This window comes from Prochlorococcus sp. MIT 0701, from assembly GCF_000760295.1.
Classification (GTDB): domain Bacteria; phylum Cyanobacteriota; class Cyanobacteriia; order PCC-6307; family Cyanobiaceae; genus Prochlorococcus.
The window spans coordinates 188831-203120 of record NZ_JNBA01000027.1 but is presented as its reverse complement, the minus strand read 5'-3'; the positions used below and the strand labels follow the sequence as shown (position 1 = coordinate 203120).

Sequence of the window (14290 nt, the reverse complement as noted above, 5' to 3'; positions counted from 1 at the left end):
CTACGTCGGCCTCGATGCCATGGAAGTGGCTTTTGGAGAGGAGGGTAAAGAGGATCAAGTCACCGTTGATCGCCTCTGGTATCAATTCCCACTCGGCGACTCTTTCACAGTGACCGCTGGTGCCATGGTTCGTCAGGACAACATGCTTGCCGTATGGCCTAGCAACTATCCGTCCGAAACGATTCTCGACGTCTTCACCTATGCAGGTGCTCCTGGCGCCTACAGCCTCACCAAAGGTGGTGGTGGTGGTATCTGGTGGGAGCAAAACAACTGGAGCATTAGCGCTAGCTATGTCTCTGGTAATGCTGATGATGGCAACCCCAACACTGGTGGAATTGGCACAGATGGTGCTGCTTCCAATGCAACTGCTCAAATCGCATACGCCGATGAACAGTGGGGCGTTGCAGCTGTTTACTCCTACACCTCTGGAGACAATGGTGCCGGTATCTACGCTGGTAACGGCACGCCACTCGCCGTCTTTGCTTCCAAAACTGGAACAAGCAACTCAGTTGGTGTGAGTGCTTGGTGGTCACCTGAAGACACTGGCTGGATGCCAAGCATTAGCGCCGGTTGGGGTTACAACGGCATCTCACCTGATGATCACGACATTTACCTTGAAGGAGTTCTTCTAGGTCAGGCTAATGACATCATGGACAACGCTACATCCCAATCTTGGTATGTAGGTTTGCAGTGGGAAGATGCATTTGTCGAGGGTAATGTTCTTGGCATGGCTGGAGGTCAGCCCACCTTCTTGACTGCTATCGAGTGGGATGATGATTTCTATGACAGCGAGTTCGTTGCTGATGGCAACTATGCATTTGAACTTTGGTATAAGTTCCAGGTCACCGATAACATCTCTGTGACTCCTGCGGTCTATTACCTCAGTCGTCCTTACGGTGATATCACCGATGGCAATGGCCCTGCTTTTGGTGGTGGCCGTAGCGACGACACCTTCAGCAACTTTGGTGGTTTAGTTAGAACCACATTTAAGTTCTGATCTTTCGGCCCAACGTCTTGTTGGGCCTCATAACCGACTCCTCACAATCTCTATCAATTGCAGCCCTCCTGAAACGGGGGGCTTTTTTATGGCTTGATCCCCATCGCTTTGTTTGGATGGGTAAGAGGCCATGACCATGCCATCGCCCATGCCTATCGCTGCGGACATTACGGCCTTAGTGGGGTGCACCCCAATGGTGCGGTTGAATCGCTTGCCACAGGCGACTGGTTGTCATGCGGAGGTGCTGGCCAAGTTGGAAAGCTTCAACCCCACTGCCTCGGTTAAAGACCGCATCGCGGGGGCCATGGTTCATGCAGCTGAGGAAGCTGGAACCATTGCTCCGGGGCGCACTGTGCTGGTGGAACCCACGAGTGGAAACACTGGGATCGCCTTGGCCATGGTGGCTGCCGCCAGAGGCTATCGACTCATTCTCACCATGCCGGACACGATGAGTACAGAGCGCCGCGCCATGCTGAGGGCCTATGGCGCTGAACTGCAACTCACCCCAGGCAGCGATGGAATGACTGGCTCCATTGAGTTGGCGAAGGAGTTGGTGGCAACCATCCCTGAGGCTTATCTGCTGCAGCAGTTTGATAATCCTGCCAATCCGCAGGTGCATGAGCGCACAACTGCAGAAGAGATCTGGAATGATTGCGAGGGTCGGCTTGATGGTCTGATTACTGGAGTAGGTACGGGGGGCACACTCACAGGTTGTGCGCGCTTGCTCAAGCAGCGCAATCCAAGCCTGCGGGTGTTTGCGGTAGAGCCAGCGTTAAGCCCTGTATTGGCAGGCGGGAGCCCTGCTCCTCATCGCATTCAGGGGATTGGTGCTGGCTTCATCCCCAGCGTTCTTGATCTCTCTTTGATCGATGAGATCCTGCCGGTCTCTGATGACGACGCGATGGAGATGGGTCGGCGCTTGGCTCGGGAGGAGGGCTTGCTCAGTGGGGTAAGCAGTGGCGCTGCTGTTGCGGCTGCACTGCAAGTGGGTAGTAGGGCTGAGATGGTGGGGAAGCGTCTTGTTGTTGTCTTGGCAAGTTTTGGTGAGCGTTATCTATCAACGCCGATGTTTAGTGCTGCTGCTGCGGTGCCGGCGCAGCGTGATGGATACCTTTGATGTCTTCAAAATGACTGGCTTCTATGGCTGCAGATCCCTATCAGGTGCTTGGAGTAAGGTCCACGGCTAGCTCGGCTGAGATCAAGGCTGCTTATCGCCAGTTGGTGAAACTGCATCACCCTGACGCTGGTGGGGATGAGCAGGAGATCCTTGCGCTCAATGCAGCTTGGGAGGTTTTGGGGGATTCAGAGCATCGACGTGCCTATGACCGCACAAGAAAGCACGGCGTTTCAGTTGCTGACGAAGCGCATCAACGAGGGGTTCGCAATGCTCGCGCTAGTGCTGCTGCGCGAGCGACCAAAGGCCAGGCAGCAGCAGAAGATGAGGCTCTTGAGTGTTGGATCAAGCAGGTTTATGTTCCGATCGACCGATTGCTGGGGCAAGTGATCAATCCTTTTCCTGCTCAGTTTCGCTCTCTTTCGGCTGACCCTTACGACGATTCGTTGATGGACGTCTTTTGCACTTACCTGGAACAAAGTGGTAATCGCCTTGAGACGGTTAATAGGCTTTATCGAGCTTTGCCTATTCCTGCGTCCGCCCAAGGCTTTGGCTTGAGTTTGTATCACTGCCTCTCTCAGGTGGAAGACGCTTTGGCTGAGCTGGAGCGCTACACGATGGGCTATGTCGATAGTTATCTCCACGATGGTCGAGAGATGTTGCGTGAGGCCAAAAAGCGGCGTTTACGCTTAAAGGAGGAACGCCGTCGGTTGGAGATTTCGTGAAAGCTCCCTGGCGCTTTTGGTCGTTTGTTGCTCTGATTTGGTTGCTGGCTACTGGGATCGATCGGATCTGGTGGCATCACTACGGCGGTATCCCATCTTGGGATCAGGCCGATTACCTCAATAGCGCTCTCGATCATGGACGCGCACTGGGATTGTTACCAGGAGGCCAATGGCAAGGTTGGAACGCGTTGCTGGATCTCTCCCCAAAGATTCCTCCTCTTGCGTCTTTGGTGAATGGCACCGTGATGGCACTGGCTGGAGATGCACCTAAGCAGGCCGCCTGGAGCCTTAGTTGTTGGAACGGGGTGCTCTTAGTCGCTGTGGCGGCATGGGGGTTGCGTTTGCGTGGGCAGGGGATGGCATTGCTTGCTGTTGTCTTTGTGGCCATGGCTCCAGCCTTGTTGGAGTTGCGCTCGGATTACGTCTTGGAGATGCCGCTCACTGCTGCAGTCACCTTTGCGTTATGGCGGCTGGGGTGTTGGTGGGATCCACAGCGAGGTGGGCGTTGGTTACAGGCCCTGTTCGCTGCGGCTGCTTGTACGGCGGCACTTCTGGTCAAGCAAAGCGCTCTGTTGGTTTTGCTTCCGGCGCTGTTATGGGCCAGTTGGTGGGCCTTATGTCGTACCAATCGCACCCGATTTCAGTTGCTTGCAGGTGTGGGTGTGTTTTTGTTCGGCGTGGGTCCTTGGTTACGTCACAACTGGATCACAACGCTTGGAGGAACGAACAGGGCCGTGATCGAATCCGCGGCTAGGGAAGGGGACCCTTCCCTATGGACCCTTGAAAACTGGCTTTGGTATCCACGTTTGTTGCCGGCGCAGTTGGGCCCTGTTCTACTCATCGTGGGTCTCAGTGGTTGTGTGCTCTGGTTGTTTCTTGACGGCCGCAGCCTTGGATCTTCAACACAGAGGGCAGTGTCTTCTGATGATCCACTGGCTTGGCGTTGGCTGATCGTGACTCTGGTTGCTGGTTGGTTGTTCACCAGCCTCAGTCCGAATAAGGGTGATCGATATATCACTCCACTGCTCCCACCATTGCTCTTGTTGCTCGCTAGGGGTTGGTTGCAATGGGGGTTGTGGGCCAACCGGCGCTGGCTGAAAGGCTCCTGGCTGATTTTGCCTACGACCCTCTTGGCGGGGTTGTTGGCCATCCTTCCTTCAGCGATGTCTGCTCAGATCACTCGTTTGTCAGAGCGCCACAAGGGGCCTCTAGAGGCCATTGTTCAGGCGGCTGGAGGCGCTGATCCGAATGGCTTGCCCACCACAGTCATCGTGGTGCCCAGTACTTCGGATCTCAATCAGCACAATGTCAGTTATTTCGGTCGCAGGCGGGGTGGTCGATTGGTAGGTCGCCAGCTTGGTAGTAGTGCAGGTGATGTGGAGCCGGTGCTGCTGCAGGCTGAGTGGGTTGTGCTGGCAGAGGGAGATCAGGGCTCAGTTCGGGACACTGCGGCACGCCTTGATCAGGCTGTTCGCCGCAGTGGTGTATTTGTTGAGCTGCGCCGTTTTTCACGTCAATCTGGCGGCAGCTATTCCCTTTGGGCTCGTAGCTCTGGGGTCCCTAGGGCAGCAAGCTTTGCTGAGCGTTTTCCCTCTCTGGCCCAGGGGCTGGCGGAGGGGCCTCAAGGGCTTGAGCCAGTCTTTGCTGCGGTCTCTGTCGAGCATATGTTGGATGGCCATTTCAGTTATCGAGCTGAAGTGCGAGAAGCGGCAATGCGGCGTTTGCTTGATAATCCTGCTGATACCGATGCCCGCTGGACATTGGCGCTTTTGGCAGTCTTGGCGAATCGACCTGTTGAGGCAGCTACTCAATTCGCCGTCTTGGAGAAACGACTACCAGAGAGTCCTTGGCCCAGTGTTTATCGCAGTGTGGTGATCCTGGCGGGCTTGAATCCCTGGCAGGCATCAGCTGTGGCTGATCAAGCCCAGCGCAAGCATCCCAATGATCTATTGGCCGGCCTGGGTGATCTCAGTGGGGTTTTGGCAGGAGCTTTGTGGCGTTTGCCTGCGGCCTCAGACTCGATCCCTAAGGCTGTGCAACAGGTTGAGGAAGCGCTAAAGCCGTCTGCGTCTTCTCAGGAGAAGGGTTCCAGCTGATCGATCCGTAGCCACACGTCTGGAACAGGCATGCGCCAGCGCACTTGCCCATAGCCCTCTTTGACGGCGAGCAGTTCACCTGGACCTTCGAAAATGTAGTCGGGGGGAGAGGGATCACTGGCCGCTGCTTCAGTGCTGTTGCTAAAGGCGTGCCTATTGACCCGAACAAGGGCTCCTTTCTTGAGGGCTGTCGTGGCCTTTGCTGGTGCAGATGTTTCGGCCATGACGTGGTTTTCTCTAAGACTCAGGCTAGAACCTCCTCAGGATCACCAACATTCTGATTTGGGTCATTCACTCGCCCTCTATTTTCTGGCCTTCGGAGCTCTGTTGCTTGTAGCCGTACTTCTCGATGATCTAGCTGCTCGCGTGAGGGTTCCGGGGATCCTGATGGTGCTGATTCTTGGTTTGTTGGTTGATAACCATTTGAATGTGGCTTCGGATGCGGCTGATGCGCTCCCACCCTTGCTTTCTCTGGTCCACGCAGACGAAATCACGCAGGCAGCACTTGTTTTAGTGCTTTTCTTCGGGGGGCTCACGACGAATTGGGCAGCGATGCGCTCTGTGATCCCAGCGGCGCTAAGGCTGGCAACTTTTGGTGCTTTATTCACAGCCCTTCTGATTACCTTGGCGATGCTTGGATTTGGCGTGGCCGAAGGGAGTGCCGGTTGGGTGTTGTTGTTCCCGCAGGCTTTGTTCGTGGGTGCGATGTTGTCCAGCACGGATGCATCTGCGACCTTTGCTCTGTTGCGGCCCCTTGCTGGACGATTACCCAAGCCTGTTTTGGACCTGATTGAGACGGAGTCGGGCTTCAACGACCCTGTTGCTGTGGTTTTGGCAGGGGTGGCAATGGCTTTGGCTGGCGGGGAGGGTGTTGCTCCGGCTGCTTTGGTGACCGAGGTGTTACGTCAGTTTCTGTTGGGCATCTTGCTTGGCTTTCTCGGAGGCAGTCTCACCACTCAGGTGCTCGGTAGTCGTAGGTCTCTGAATACCAATTCCATGTTGCCAGTTGTGAGTCTTGCTTTGTTGATGGTGCTTGCAGGTGGAACTACCTTGATGGGTGGCAGTGCCTTGTTGGCTGCTTATGTGGCGGGGCTTGTGCTCGGTAATGGTTCAAGTACCGATCAGTTGGTGCTTGAGGAGGCCCATGCCAGTTTTGCAAAAATGGCCGAACTGCTGTTGTTTCTTTGTATGGGGCTGGTGGTTTCCCCCGAGGACGTCGTTCGAGCAGCTGGCGAAGCATTCCTGCTGTTTCTCTTAATGCAGGTGGTGCGTTGGTTGATTGTTCACTCTCTGCTCTTACGCAGTTCATTTTCGGTAGGGCAGCGGACGTTTGTGTGCTGCGCTGGCCTGCGTGGTGCGGTACCTATTGCTTTAGCGATTCAGGTCTGGGCTTCGTCGTCGGTGAGTTGGGGGAAAACCATGCCTCCCCTTGCCCTGGCGGTGGTTTTGTTCGGATTGTTGTTCCAGGGGTTTGCTTTAGTGCCTATTGCAAATCGCCTTGGGCTAGCTAGTCCACTGGAGGCTCCGCTCTCAGCCCCTTAGTCTCGCGGCCAATGCCGTCAGTTCTTTCATGCGCCTTCTACTTGTTGGTTGCACAGGTTTTGTCGGCCGTGAGCTGGTCCCCCAGTTGTTAGCAGCCAATCATCAGTTGATCTTGGTCAGTCGTAAGGCTGCCTCTGGGTTCGATCAAGAGCGCCAGACAGGGCAGTTGGAGTGGCTGCAGATCAATCCCGCTGATCCAGACAGTTGGCTCGATGGCCCACTACTGACTGCCTTGGCGCAAGTTGAAGGAGTGGTGAACCTGGCCGGAGAACCGATTGCTGAGCAGCGCTGGACAGCTTCTCATTGCCAGGAGTTGGAGTCCAGTCGTTTGGACACAACCAGGGCATTGGTGAAAGCCATGAGTCAACTCAAGACACCACCAAGAGTGCTCGTGAATGCCTCTGCGGTGGGCTATTACGGCACAAGTCCAGATGGCCACTTTACTGAAAAGAGTCCTTGTGGACAAGATTTCCTCGCTCACCTTTGTGAGCGGTGGGAGGCTGCTGCTGCTGCTAAACCGTCTGCCACCAGATTGGTAGTGGTGCGTATTGGCATCGTTCTGGGGCCCGATGGAGGGGCTCTCGGCAAGATGCTGCCAATGTTCAGGCTTGGTATTGGCGGTCCGGTGGGCAGTGGTCTTCAGTGGATGAGCTGGATTCATCGCACTGATCTTTGTCAGTTGATTGAAAAGGCTCTTGAGGAACGGGCTTGGTCCGGTGTGGTCAATGGGGTCGCTCCCGAGCCTGTTCCTATGGCTTCGTTCGCGGCGGTTCTCGGCAAGACTCTTGGTCGTCCAAGCCTCTTGCCGGTTCCAGGTCCGTTCCTCAAGATCTTGCTTGGGGATGGAGCTCGTGTCGTCCTTGAGGGGCAACAGGTGGTCTCAGAACGACTCGCAGGGTTGGGCTTCAGGTTTCAGTATCCCGATCTATGCCAGGCCTTATCCGCAGCCACCATGCCCACACCCCATTGATGAGGGCAGCGGTGATTAACAGGCTGATGGCGGGCAAAAATAGGGGCATCCAGAGTTGTTGAAACAGTCCTATTGGTTTCTCCACTCCTTGGCTTGCGGCCAGGATCGCTGTGACAAACCAGAGTGCACCGGCAATCACTAGGAACACATCGATGATCAGCAGTCGGTCCAACCACTGTTTCCATTGGGGATCGGCAGAAGGAGTTGTCATTGATGTCTTTCAGTGAGCAGGTCTGTAATGGCTTGGGCTAATCGTTGCCCGCCACCTGACACCCCGAGTCTTTGCAAGGCCTGCTTCTGGCATTGTTGTTGCAGGTCAGGGTCCGCTTGGCTGCGTTTCAATAGCTCCAGAGTCAGTTTGGCAGTGTTCTGCAGGTTGAGCGCATCGCCAGGCTTCCCATCAGCACAAAACACAGTGGGCCCGAGTAGTCGGCGTTGAGCTTCTGCGAATGCGGCTGTGAACTGGGGCCCCATTCCTGGGAGTTGTAGCACTGGCTTAGCGAGTCCTACCGCTTGTTCAGTAGCCGTGCCCGCCATGCTGATCAGGAGATCGCTGCTCTGAAGTACCGCAATGAAACAGTCGCGTTGCAAGGTGATGTGTCGTTGACCGAGCACAAGCTTGGTGTGTGTTGCGTTGCCTATGCCAGGTTGCATTTGCCAGCCTTGTTGAGTGACTAATTGAGCCAGGCTGCTGTCGTCTAGGGCTGGGACCAGTGCAAGATCTAGGCTTATTTCATCGCGAGCCAGTAGTTGTTCTGGAAGATATTCCACCACCTTCAACAACAACAGCAGGTTGTGTTCTAGTTCTGGGAGGCGGCTGCCCGGCAGAAGTCCTAGGCGATAACGGCAGCTTGGTAAGCGTGCTTGAGGTGTGAGGACTGGATCCATAAAGGGATTGCCCAGAAAGCTCACTGGGCGTTGAAGTTGAGCCGTGAGGTCTGTTGCGGTGAGCTCATCGCGGCTGTATACACCCAAAAACCGCTGACTGTTGAGACAGCTGCCACAAGGCCAAGGCAAGCGCAGGCGACCTTCATAGTGACTGGAGTAAGCCACGAGGTAGATCGCGACGGGACGGCAGCTAAGCCAAGCTGCCATCACAGGGATTACATCGCCAATCACCACCAGCAGGTCGTAGTGGTGTGCCACCTGCAACAAACGTCCCAGGCGCCTTAGGAGATACAACACTTGGCCTTGTAGCAGTTCAGTCAGCCTGCCTCGAAGACTGGTGTATCCAAGCCCGCCTGTGCTGAATGCTTTGGCCTGTCCAAGGATTTTGATTCCTGCTTCGGTATAGGCATGACCATGACCGACCAAGGGCAGGGCCTCCAGTTGATGGCCGAGGTTGAGCAGGGCCTTTCCTAGTTGGGCCCCGGAAAAGTCTTCCCCGTGTCCATTACTCAACAGCAGCAGCTTCGCCAAATCAGAGCTCCAGCCAGGCCTTTACTTTTTTCAAAGCGTGCCAATTTGGTTTACGAACTAACCCATCGGCGATTGAGTCCTTGAGGTCTTTTGCAAGCTCCGGTGCAACAGCAAGAATCTTTTGCACCATGTCGATTTGATCTCTTACACCCTTGGAGTTGGTTTCCAGCAGGGCCAGGCTGAGGTTGATACGAGCTTGGGGATCCTGGGCGTTGAGCTTCACCGCATTGCGCGCGGTGCGCAGGGCCTCATCGGGTTGAGCACTGAGAAGCTGTAGCCAGGCTAGGCATGTCCAGCCAGCCGCTTGATTGGGCGCCGTTGCTGTGATGGTTTTGAAGTCTTCGATCAGCTCACTGGCTTCAGCTCCGGACTGATACCGGGCCATGGCTGTTTCGAAGAGGTTCTCGTTGGTGGACGCCATCGGATGCAGCAGGACTGCTTAGGTCTCTTCAGATTCCCACGGAGCGGTGGCCATTGACTTCAGACAGCGAATGAGCTGCCGCAACCGCAGGTTTGGCTGGCGTTGGGATTGGTGAAATTGAAGCCGCCGCCAATCATTTCAGTGCTGAAATCCAATTGCATCCCATAGATGTAAAGCAGGCTCTTGGGATCGCAGATCACACTGAAACTTGCGCCATCGGTTGCGGTGTATTCATAGACCTCATCTCCTTCTTGGATATCGGCTGAGGGTACAAAGTCCATGGTGTAGCTCATGCCGCTGCAGCCGCCCGAGCGCACGCCTACTCGCAGCACCTGATCATTCCCCTTCTCCAGGCAGAGCCGGGCCAACTGCTGCATAGCTGTGTTGGTGATTTGGATGCCCTTGCCGTCAGTACCGGTGTGGTGGGTTGCAGGATTAGTGGTGCTGGTCATTCAGTGCTGGCACAGACCTCAATTCATTTTATGGAGGGATGTCTCTCGTTGCACCATGCAATTGGGTCAACCTATCCGCCATATTTATAGAGTCGAGAGGATTTTTGTAGGAAGCGCGTGCGGGTCGCCATTGTGGGCGCTGGGCTTGCCGGACTGGCTGCAGCTGTTGATCTAGTTGATGCCGGTCATACCGTGGATCTCTACGAAGCTCGGCCGTTCATTGGTGGCAAGGTTGGTAGTTGGGAAGATCCAGATGGCAACCATGTCGAAATGGGGTTGCATGTTTTCTTTTTCAATTACGCCAATCTTTTTGCGCTGATGCGCAAGGTGGGTGCAATTGACAATCTGTTGCCAAAGGACCACACCCATTTGTTCGTCAATCGTGGCGGTGATCTTCGATCTCTTGATTTTCGTTTTGCCCTAGGGGCTCCTTTTAACGGCCTCAAGGCTTTTTTTACGACTCCTCAGCTGAACTGGATCGATAAATTGCGCAATGCCCTTGCTCTGGGAACGAGTCCCATTGTTAGGGGCCTGGTGGATTACGAGGGGGCCATGAGCACAATCCGTGCTCTCGATGCAGTGAGTTTTCAACAGTGGTTTCTCAGTCATGGTGGCAGCTTGCAGAGCATTCAGCGCATGTGGAACCCAGTTGCCTATGCGCTGGGCTTTATCGATTGTGAGGCGATCTCTGCCCGTTGCATGCTCACCATTTTCATGATGTTTGCAGCTCGTACGGAAGCATCCAAGCTGAATTTGCTCAAAGGCTCCCCTCATCGTTGGCTAACCGCGCCGATTCTTGATTACATCCAGGCAAGGGGTGGTCGTCTTCATCTCCGCCATCGTGTTCGTGAGGTGCACTTTCGCGATGACGAAGCTCCGGTGGTTACCGGGCTCAGCCTTGGCACACCAGAAGGGGATGTCATGGTTGAAGCTGACTGCTATTTGGCCGCTTGCGATGTGCCAGGCATTCAGCGCTTGCTTCCTGAGGCATGGCGTAGGTTCCCCCAGTTTGATGACATCTATAAGCTCGAAGCCGTGCCAGTTGCCACCGTGCAGCTGCGCTACGACGGCTGGGTGACTGAGTTGGGTAATGACCCCATTCACGAGGCTGCACGCCGGGATCTCCGGAGTCCTGTTGGCTTGGATAATCTTTTGTACACAGCTGATGCAGACTTCAGCTGCTTTGCGGATCTGGCCTTGGCGAGTCCTGAGGACTATCGCCGGGAGGGTGTGGGCTCTTTACTCCAATGTGTACTCACTCCTGGTGACCCCTGGATTTCTAAATCCGTAGAGACGATCGTTTCACACACCGATGCTCAAGTGCGTGAATTGTTCCCTTCGTCTCTTTCTCTCAAGTTGGTGTGGAGCAACGTCGTCAAACTTGCTCAGTCTCTCTATCGAGAAGCCCCAGGGATGGAGCCCTACAGACCGGATCAGTGCACGCCTGTGAGCAATTTCTTTTTAGCGGGGAGTTATACCCGCCAGGATTACATCGACTCAATGGAGGGTGCCACGATGAGTGGCCATTTGGCTGCTGCGGCGATCCTTCATCAACCAGCCATGTTGGCCACCAATCAGGCGGTGGCTTAACGATGGGACGCTGGCTTGAACACACAGTTACTAGCGATATCAATGCTCCCGTTGAGCAGGTATGGGCTGTTTGGATGGATCTCGAGGCCATGCCCCGCTGGATGAATTGGATTGAATCTGTCAAAACCCTTGATGATCCAAGCCTCACTGATTGGACCTTGGCTGCTCAGGGCTTTCGTTTTCATTGGAAGGCAAAGATCAGCAAGCAGGTTGAAGGCCAGCATTTGCAATGGGAATCAATAGGAGGGCTACCTACGAAAGGAGTTGTGCGTTTCTATCCGGAGAGCGAGAACCGTACAGCTGTGAAATTGAGCGTTACCTACGAGTTGCCGAGGCCCTTGGCACCCTTGATGGAACCGAGCATCCTGGGAGGGATTGTTACTCGTGAGCTCCAGGCCAATCTTGACAGATTTAGGGATCTTGTGGAAAGCGGTTACTGCGTTTCCTCCTGAGTGCTCCAGGACAGCAGCTTGGCGGTTGAGGAGTGCATTGATCCTGCTCACGGTTTCGCTAACTGGATGCAGTACCGATCGCTCCACTACCGAGAGGTTGGCTACAACACCGCGTTCGGCTCCGGAGATTTCTGAGCAGCTTGTGATGCCGATTGATCTTTCTGATCGGCTAACGCCACTGCCTTCGGCCACAGAGGTTCAAGATCGAGTGCTCGCAGGTCGTAGGGATCCTTTTCAACCGCTTGTTGGCTCAACGACGTCAAATGGATTCATCCTGAAAGGTGTCCTGGTTGTTGGCGGGCAGCAGCGGGCATTGGTCCAAACATCAGATGGATCCGGAGCATTGTGCGTGGGGCCTGGAGGTCGTTGCCCCGGTCAGGTTGAGGCTGACCAGTTGTTACCTCCAAGTTGGTCGCTGCTATCGATCGACGTTCAGCGCGGCTGCATCACCCTGACCCAGGGGGGCAAATCTCAGTCTCCGACCTGCATGCTTTAACACAAGCGCTGACAAGTCCTTCAAGGTCGTGGGGATCAGCTTCTTGATCGACCCTTCCAAAATGATGCTCACAGCTGAGGCTTGTCTGGGGGCCGATGGAGATGACTTTGACTGTTTCAAGCTGCTGCAGCCAGTCGCTGCCAAAACGATGGCTGAGCAAACTTGCTGTGTGTGCAGCGGTCTTGCCGCTGCTGAAAGCAATTGCATCCACATTGCTGTTTGCGAGGGCTGTGGCCGTGTCCTCCGGGATTGCTTCTGGGCAACGGGATTCATAAGCTGCTACTTCAATCACGTGTGCTCCGCTTTCCCGGAAGGCTTCTCCCAGAATGGTGCGGCCACCGCTCTGGACTCTTGGCAGCAGCATCTTCAGTCCAAAGCCAGACACTGGGAAATGATTGATCAGGCTGTCAGCCACAAAGTTGGGCGGAACAAAATCAACAGCAGCTCCTAGGTGTTCAAGATGTTGGGCTGTTTTGCGGCCTACTGCTGCAAGTTTTAGTCCCTTGGGACGATGGGCAAGAGATTGGCCGATCCGCTGCAGCCGTTCTTCAACGGCCCGTACTCCATTGGCGCTGGAGAACACCAACCAGTGGAAGGTCTTGATGTCGGCTAAGGCATCATCGAGGGGTTGCCAATCGTCGGGTGGGCCAATCACAAGAGCGGGCAGATCAAGAACGTTCGATCCAAGGGCATGAAGCCGACTCCGAGCCTCACTCTGTTGCTCCTGGGCACGGGTCATGATGATTGTGCGGCCATGCAGGGGAGCTATGGGTTTGCTGCTCATTTCTCTTCCTCATTCAGTTTCACAATGCCCGCTACCTGATGGCGCAGCCCTTCGCTTTCCTTGCTTCGTCCTTGACGGTGCAGCAGCGTAATAGCCTTACTAAAGCTGTTGCGGGCACCATTGATGTCCCCAGCAACGAGCATCGCGACCGCATGGTTTTGGTGGGTCTCAGCATGCTCAGGATTGAGTTGCTTCGCTTGTTCGTAGGCGTATAAGGCTTCTACAAGATTGCCTCGGCGACGCTGCATTAATCCGAGGTTGTACCACGCCAGAGCAACTTCCGGAGCTTGTTGGGTAGCGGTGGTGGTGAGTGCGATGGCTTCATCCAGTAGATCTTGTTGCATGAGCAGGGCTGCCAGGTTGAGGCGAGCTCCCAGACTCACTCTGATGTCCATGGGTAGAGCCACGGCTTCGCGGTAGGCCGTGACGGCTCCTTGGGGATCGTCTTGGCCAAGGGCAATGCCTAGGTGCAGAAGAAGTTCGTAGCGTTCGATCGGATTGGCATTTGTGTTTTCGTTCTGCTTTAGGCCTTGCCGCAAGAGCTGGATGCCGCGCTCTTTTTGCCCTTCTTCAACCTCGAGAGCGCCGAGTTTTGCACAGGTATAGGGATCGCCTGGATGCTCAGCCAGCCAGGCCTCCATTGCTGTCCTCAACCGTTGGGATTTGTTGCTGCTTTGGAGTAGATCTGGCCGGTAGCCTTCGTGGAGCAAAGCCGGCTCAAGGTAATCGACGATGCGCCAATGGGGTTCTTCGCTGAGTAGATCCCTCACGCTGTCGTCAATCATGGAGTGGTATGGGCGGCTCCAGTTGATTCGCGGGTGTCGGCGGAACAGACGGCTGACGTTGGAATAAGGGGCCATCGTTGCTCCCTGCTCAAAGCGCAGCAGGTTTATCACCAGAACATCCGGCTGAGCTATCAAGTTTTGTAGGCCTGAGATGGCCTCAGCGCGTAGTTGTTCATCGGCATCAAGAACAAGGACCCAATCCCCCGTGATCAGGTTCAGGGCGGCATTACGGGCTGGGGCGAAGTCCCCTGGCCACGGCAGGTGCTCTATTCGTGCACCGGCGGCTTCAGCTATGGCCACTGTTGCATCAGTGGACCCCGTGTCGACTACCACGATTTCGTCTACGAACCCTTTCACGGACGCCAGGCAGGCTCCCAGGCGACTCTCTTCGTTGCGTACGACCATCGAGAGGCTGAGCATTGGAGCTGGTTCGTAGGTTGGCTCGAG

At 55.2% G+C, this 14290-nt stretch carries 16 protein-coding genes; 9 read left to right on the top strand and 7 right to left on the bottom strand.

Features of this window, described 5'->3' with window-relative positions; genetic code table 11:
• The 4 genes from EV12_RS07245 to EV12_RS07230 form a co-directional block, all read left to right on the top strand.
• Positions 1 to 997 (top strand): carbohydrate porin (locus EV12_RS07245; protein ID WP_036913930.1); only part of this gene is annotated, 997 nt, incomplete at its 5' end.
• Positions 998 to 1145: 148 nt separating this feature from the next.
• Positions 1146 to 2114 (top strand): cysteine synthase A, encoded by a 969-nt coding sequence (gene cysK, locus EV12_RS07240; RefSeq protein ID WP_036913860.1) that lies wholly within the window; start codon positions 1146 to 1148, stop codon positions 2112 to 2114.
• A 23-nt stretch (positions 2115 to 2137) separates the two neighbouring features.
• Positions 2138 to 2836, top strand: a complete 699-nt coding sequence (locus EV12_RS07235; protein ID WP_036913858.1) for a J domain-containing protein — start codon at positions 2138 to 2140, stop codon at positions 2834 to 2836.
• Positions 2833 to 4932, top strand: coding sequence for a phospholipid carrier-dependent glycosyltransferase (locus tag EV12_RS07230; RefSeq protein ID WP_036913857.1), 2100 nt, complete (start codon positions 2833 to 2835; stop codon positions 4930 to 4932). The genes EV12_RS07235 and EV12_RS07230 overlap by 4 nt, the downstream gene beginning before the upstream one ends.
• Here the strand turns inward: EV12_RS07230 and ndhO are convergent.
• Positions 4911 to 5156 (bottom strand): NAD(P)H-quinone oxidoreductase subunit O, encoded by a 246-nt coding sequence (gene ndhO / locus EV12_RS07225; RefSeq protein ID WP_036913855.1) that lies wholly within the window; start codon positions 5154 to 5156, stop codon positions 4911 to 4913. The two genes, EV12_RS07230 and ndhO, sit on opposite strands and share 22 nt — an antisense overlap.
• Here ndhO and EV12_RS07220 point away from each other — a divergent pair.
• Positions 5155 to 6474 carry a cation:proton antiporter domain-containing protein gene (locus EV12_RS07220; protein ID WP_081939875.1) on the top strand — a complete coding sequence of 440 codons (1320 nt, stop codon included), beginning with the start codon at positions 5155 to 5157 and terminating at the stop codon, positions 6472 to 6474. The two genes, ndhO and EV12_RS07220, sit on opposite strands and share 2 nt — an antisense overlap.
• Positions 6475 to 6502: 28 nt before the next feature.
• Positions 6503 to 7444 carry a TIGR01777 family oxidoreductase gene (locus EV12_RS07215; protein WP_036913846.1) on the top strand — a complete coding sequence of 314 codons (942 nt, stop codon included), beginning with the start codon at positions 6503 to 6505 and terminating at the stop codon, positions 7442 to 7444.
• Here EV12_RS07215 and EV12_RS07210 read toward each other — a convergent pair.
• Genes EV12_RS07210 through EV12_RS07195 form a run of 4 tightly spaced genes read right to left on the bottom strand, consistent with a single transcriptional unit; the run spans position 7380 to position 9736 of the window.
• A complete protein-coding gene (locus EV12_RS07210) occupies positions 7380 to 7655 on the bottom strand; it encodes a hypothetical protein (protein ID WP_036913843.1) in 276 nt (91 codons plus the stop codon). The two genes, EV12_RS07215 and EV12_RS07210, sit on opposite strands and share 65 nt — an antisense overlap.
• Positions 7652 to 8863, bottom strand: coding sequence for a lipid-A-disaccharide synthase-related protein (locus tag EV12_RS07205; RefSeq protein ID WP_036913840.1), 1212 nt, complete (start codon positions 8861 to 8863; stop codon positions 7652 to 7654). Before EV12_RS07205 ends, EV12_RS07210 begins: the two co-directional genes overlap by 4 nt.
• Position 8864: 1 nt before the next feature.
• The gene (locus EV12_RS07200; RefSeq protein ID WP_036913837.1) at positions 8865 to 9284 is read right to left on the bottom strand and encodes a hypothetical protein; all 420 of its coding nucleotides are present in this window, start codon (positions 9282 to 9284) and stop codon (positions 8865 to 8867) included.
• Positions 9285 to 9343: 59 nt separating this feature from the next.
• Positions 9344 to 9736, bottom strand: coding sequence for a HesB/IscA family protein (locus EV12_RS07195; RefSeq protein ID WP_036913834.1), 393 nt, complete (start codon positions 9734 to 9736; stop codon positions 9344 to 9346).
• A gap of 117 nt (positions 9737 to 9853) precedes the next feature.
• Here EV12_RS07195 and zds point away from each other — a divergent pair, with 117 nt between their 5' ends.
• Genes zds through EV12_RS13685 form a run of 3 tightly spaced genes read left to right on the top strand, consistent with a single transcriptional unit; the run spans position 9854 to position 12274 of the window.
• Entirely contained in the window at positions 9854 to 11326 is a 1473-nt protein-coding gene (gene zds / locus EV12_RS07190; protein ID WP_036913831.1) for a 9,9'-di-cis-zeta-carotene desaturase, read from the top strand.
• A 2-nt stretch (positions 11327 to 11328) separates the two neighbouring features.
• A complete protein-coding gene (locus EV12_RS07185; RefSeq protein ID WP_036913828.1) occupies positions 11329 to 11778 on the top strand; it encodes an SRPBCC family protein in 450 nt (149 codons plus the stop codon).
• Positions 11779 to 11803: 25 nt separating this feature from the next.
• The gene (locus tag EV12_RS13685) at positions 11804 to 12274 is read left to right on the top strand and encodes a hypothetical protein (protein WP_052039477.1); all 471 of its coding nucleotides are present in this window, start codon (positions 11804 to 11806) and stop codon (positions 12272 to 12274) included.
• Here EV12_RS13685 and EV12_RS07180 read toward each other — a convergent pair.
• Together EV12_RS07180 and EV12_RS07175 are read right to left on the bottom strand one after the other, a co-directional pair.
• Positions 12225 to 13058, bottom strand: coding sequence for a uroporphyrinogen-III synthase (locus EV12_RS07180; protein ID WP_036913826.1), 834 nt, complete (start codon positions 13056 to 13058; stop codon positions 12225 to 12227). The two genes, EV12_RS13685 and EV12_RS07180, sit on opposite strands and share 50 nt — an antisense overlap.
• Complete coding sequence (locus EV12_RS07175; RefSeq protein WP_036913824.1) at positions 13055 to 14263, bottom strand: glycosyltransferase; 1209 nt, start codon at positions 14261 to 14263, stop codon at positions 13055 to 13057. Before EV12_RS07175 ends, EV12_RS07180 begins: the two co-directional genes overlap by 4 nt.
• Positions 14264 to 14290 lie beyond the last annotated feature (27 nt).

What these genes read in the sequence shown, in the direction of transcription:
- EV12_RS07215 (WP_036913846.1), top strand. Translation starts at nt 6,503, where the DNA reads ATGCGCCTTCTACTTGTTGGTTGCACAGGTTTTGTCGGCCGTGAGCTG.
- EV12_RS07175 (WP_036913824.1), bottom strand. Translation starts at nt 14,263, where the DNA reads ATGCTCAGCCTCTCGATGGTCGTACGCAACGAAGAGAGTCGCCTGGGA.
- cysK (WP_036913860.1), top strand. Translation starts at nt 1,146, where the DNA reads ATGCCTATCGCTGCGGACATTACGGCCTTAGTGGGGTGCACCCCAATG.
- EV12_RS07195 (WP_036913834.1), bottom strand. Translation starts at nt 9,736, where the DNA reads ATGACCAGCACCACTAATCCTGCAACCCACCACACCGGTACTGACGGC.
- EV12_RS07220 (WP_081939875.1), top strand. Translation starts at nt 5,155, where the DNA reads ATGACGTGGTTTTCTCTAAGACTCAGGCTAGAACCTCCTCAGGATCAC.
- EV12_RS07200 (WP_036913837.1), bottom strand. Translation starts at nt 9,284, where the DNA reads ATGGCGTCCACCAACGAGAACCTCTTCGAAACAGCCATGGCCCGGTAT.
- EV12_RS07210 (WP_036913843.1), bottom strand. Translation starts at nt 7,655, where the DNA reads ATGACAACTCCTTCTGCCGATCCCCAATGGAAACAGTGGTTGGACCGA.
- EV12_RS07180 (WP_036913826.1), bottom strand. Translation starts at nt 13,058, where the DNA reads ATGAGCAGCAAACCCATAGCTCCCCTGCATGGCCGCACAATCATCATG.
- ndhO (WP_036913855.1), bottom strand. Translation starts at nt 5,156, where the DNA reads ATGGCCGAAACATCTGCACCAGCAAAGGCCACGACAGCCCTCAAGAAA.
- EV12_RS07235 (WP_036913858.1), top strand. Translation starts at nt 2,138, where the DNA reads ATGGCTGCAGATCCCTATCAGGTGCTTGGAGTAAGGTCCACGGCTAGC.
- EV12_RS07185 (WP_036913828.1), top strand. Translation starts at nt 11,329, where the DNA reads ATGGGACGCTGGCTTGAACACACAGTTACTAGCGATATCAATGCTCCC.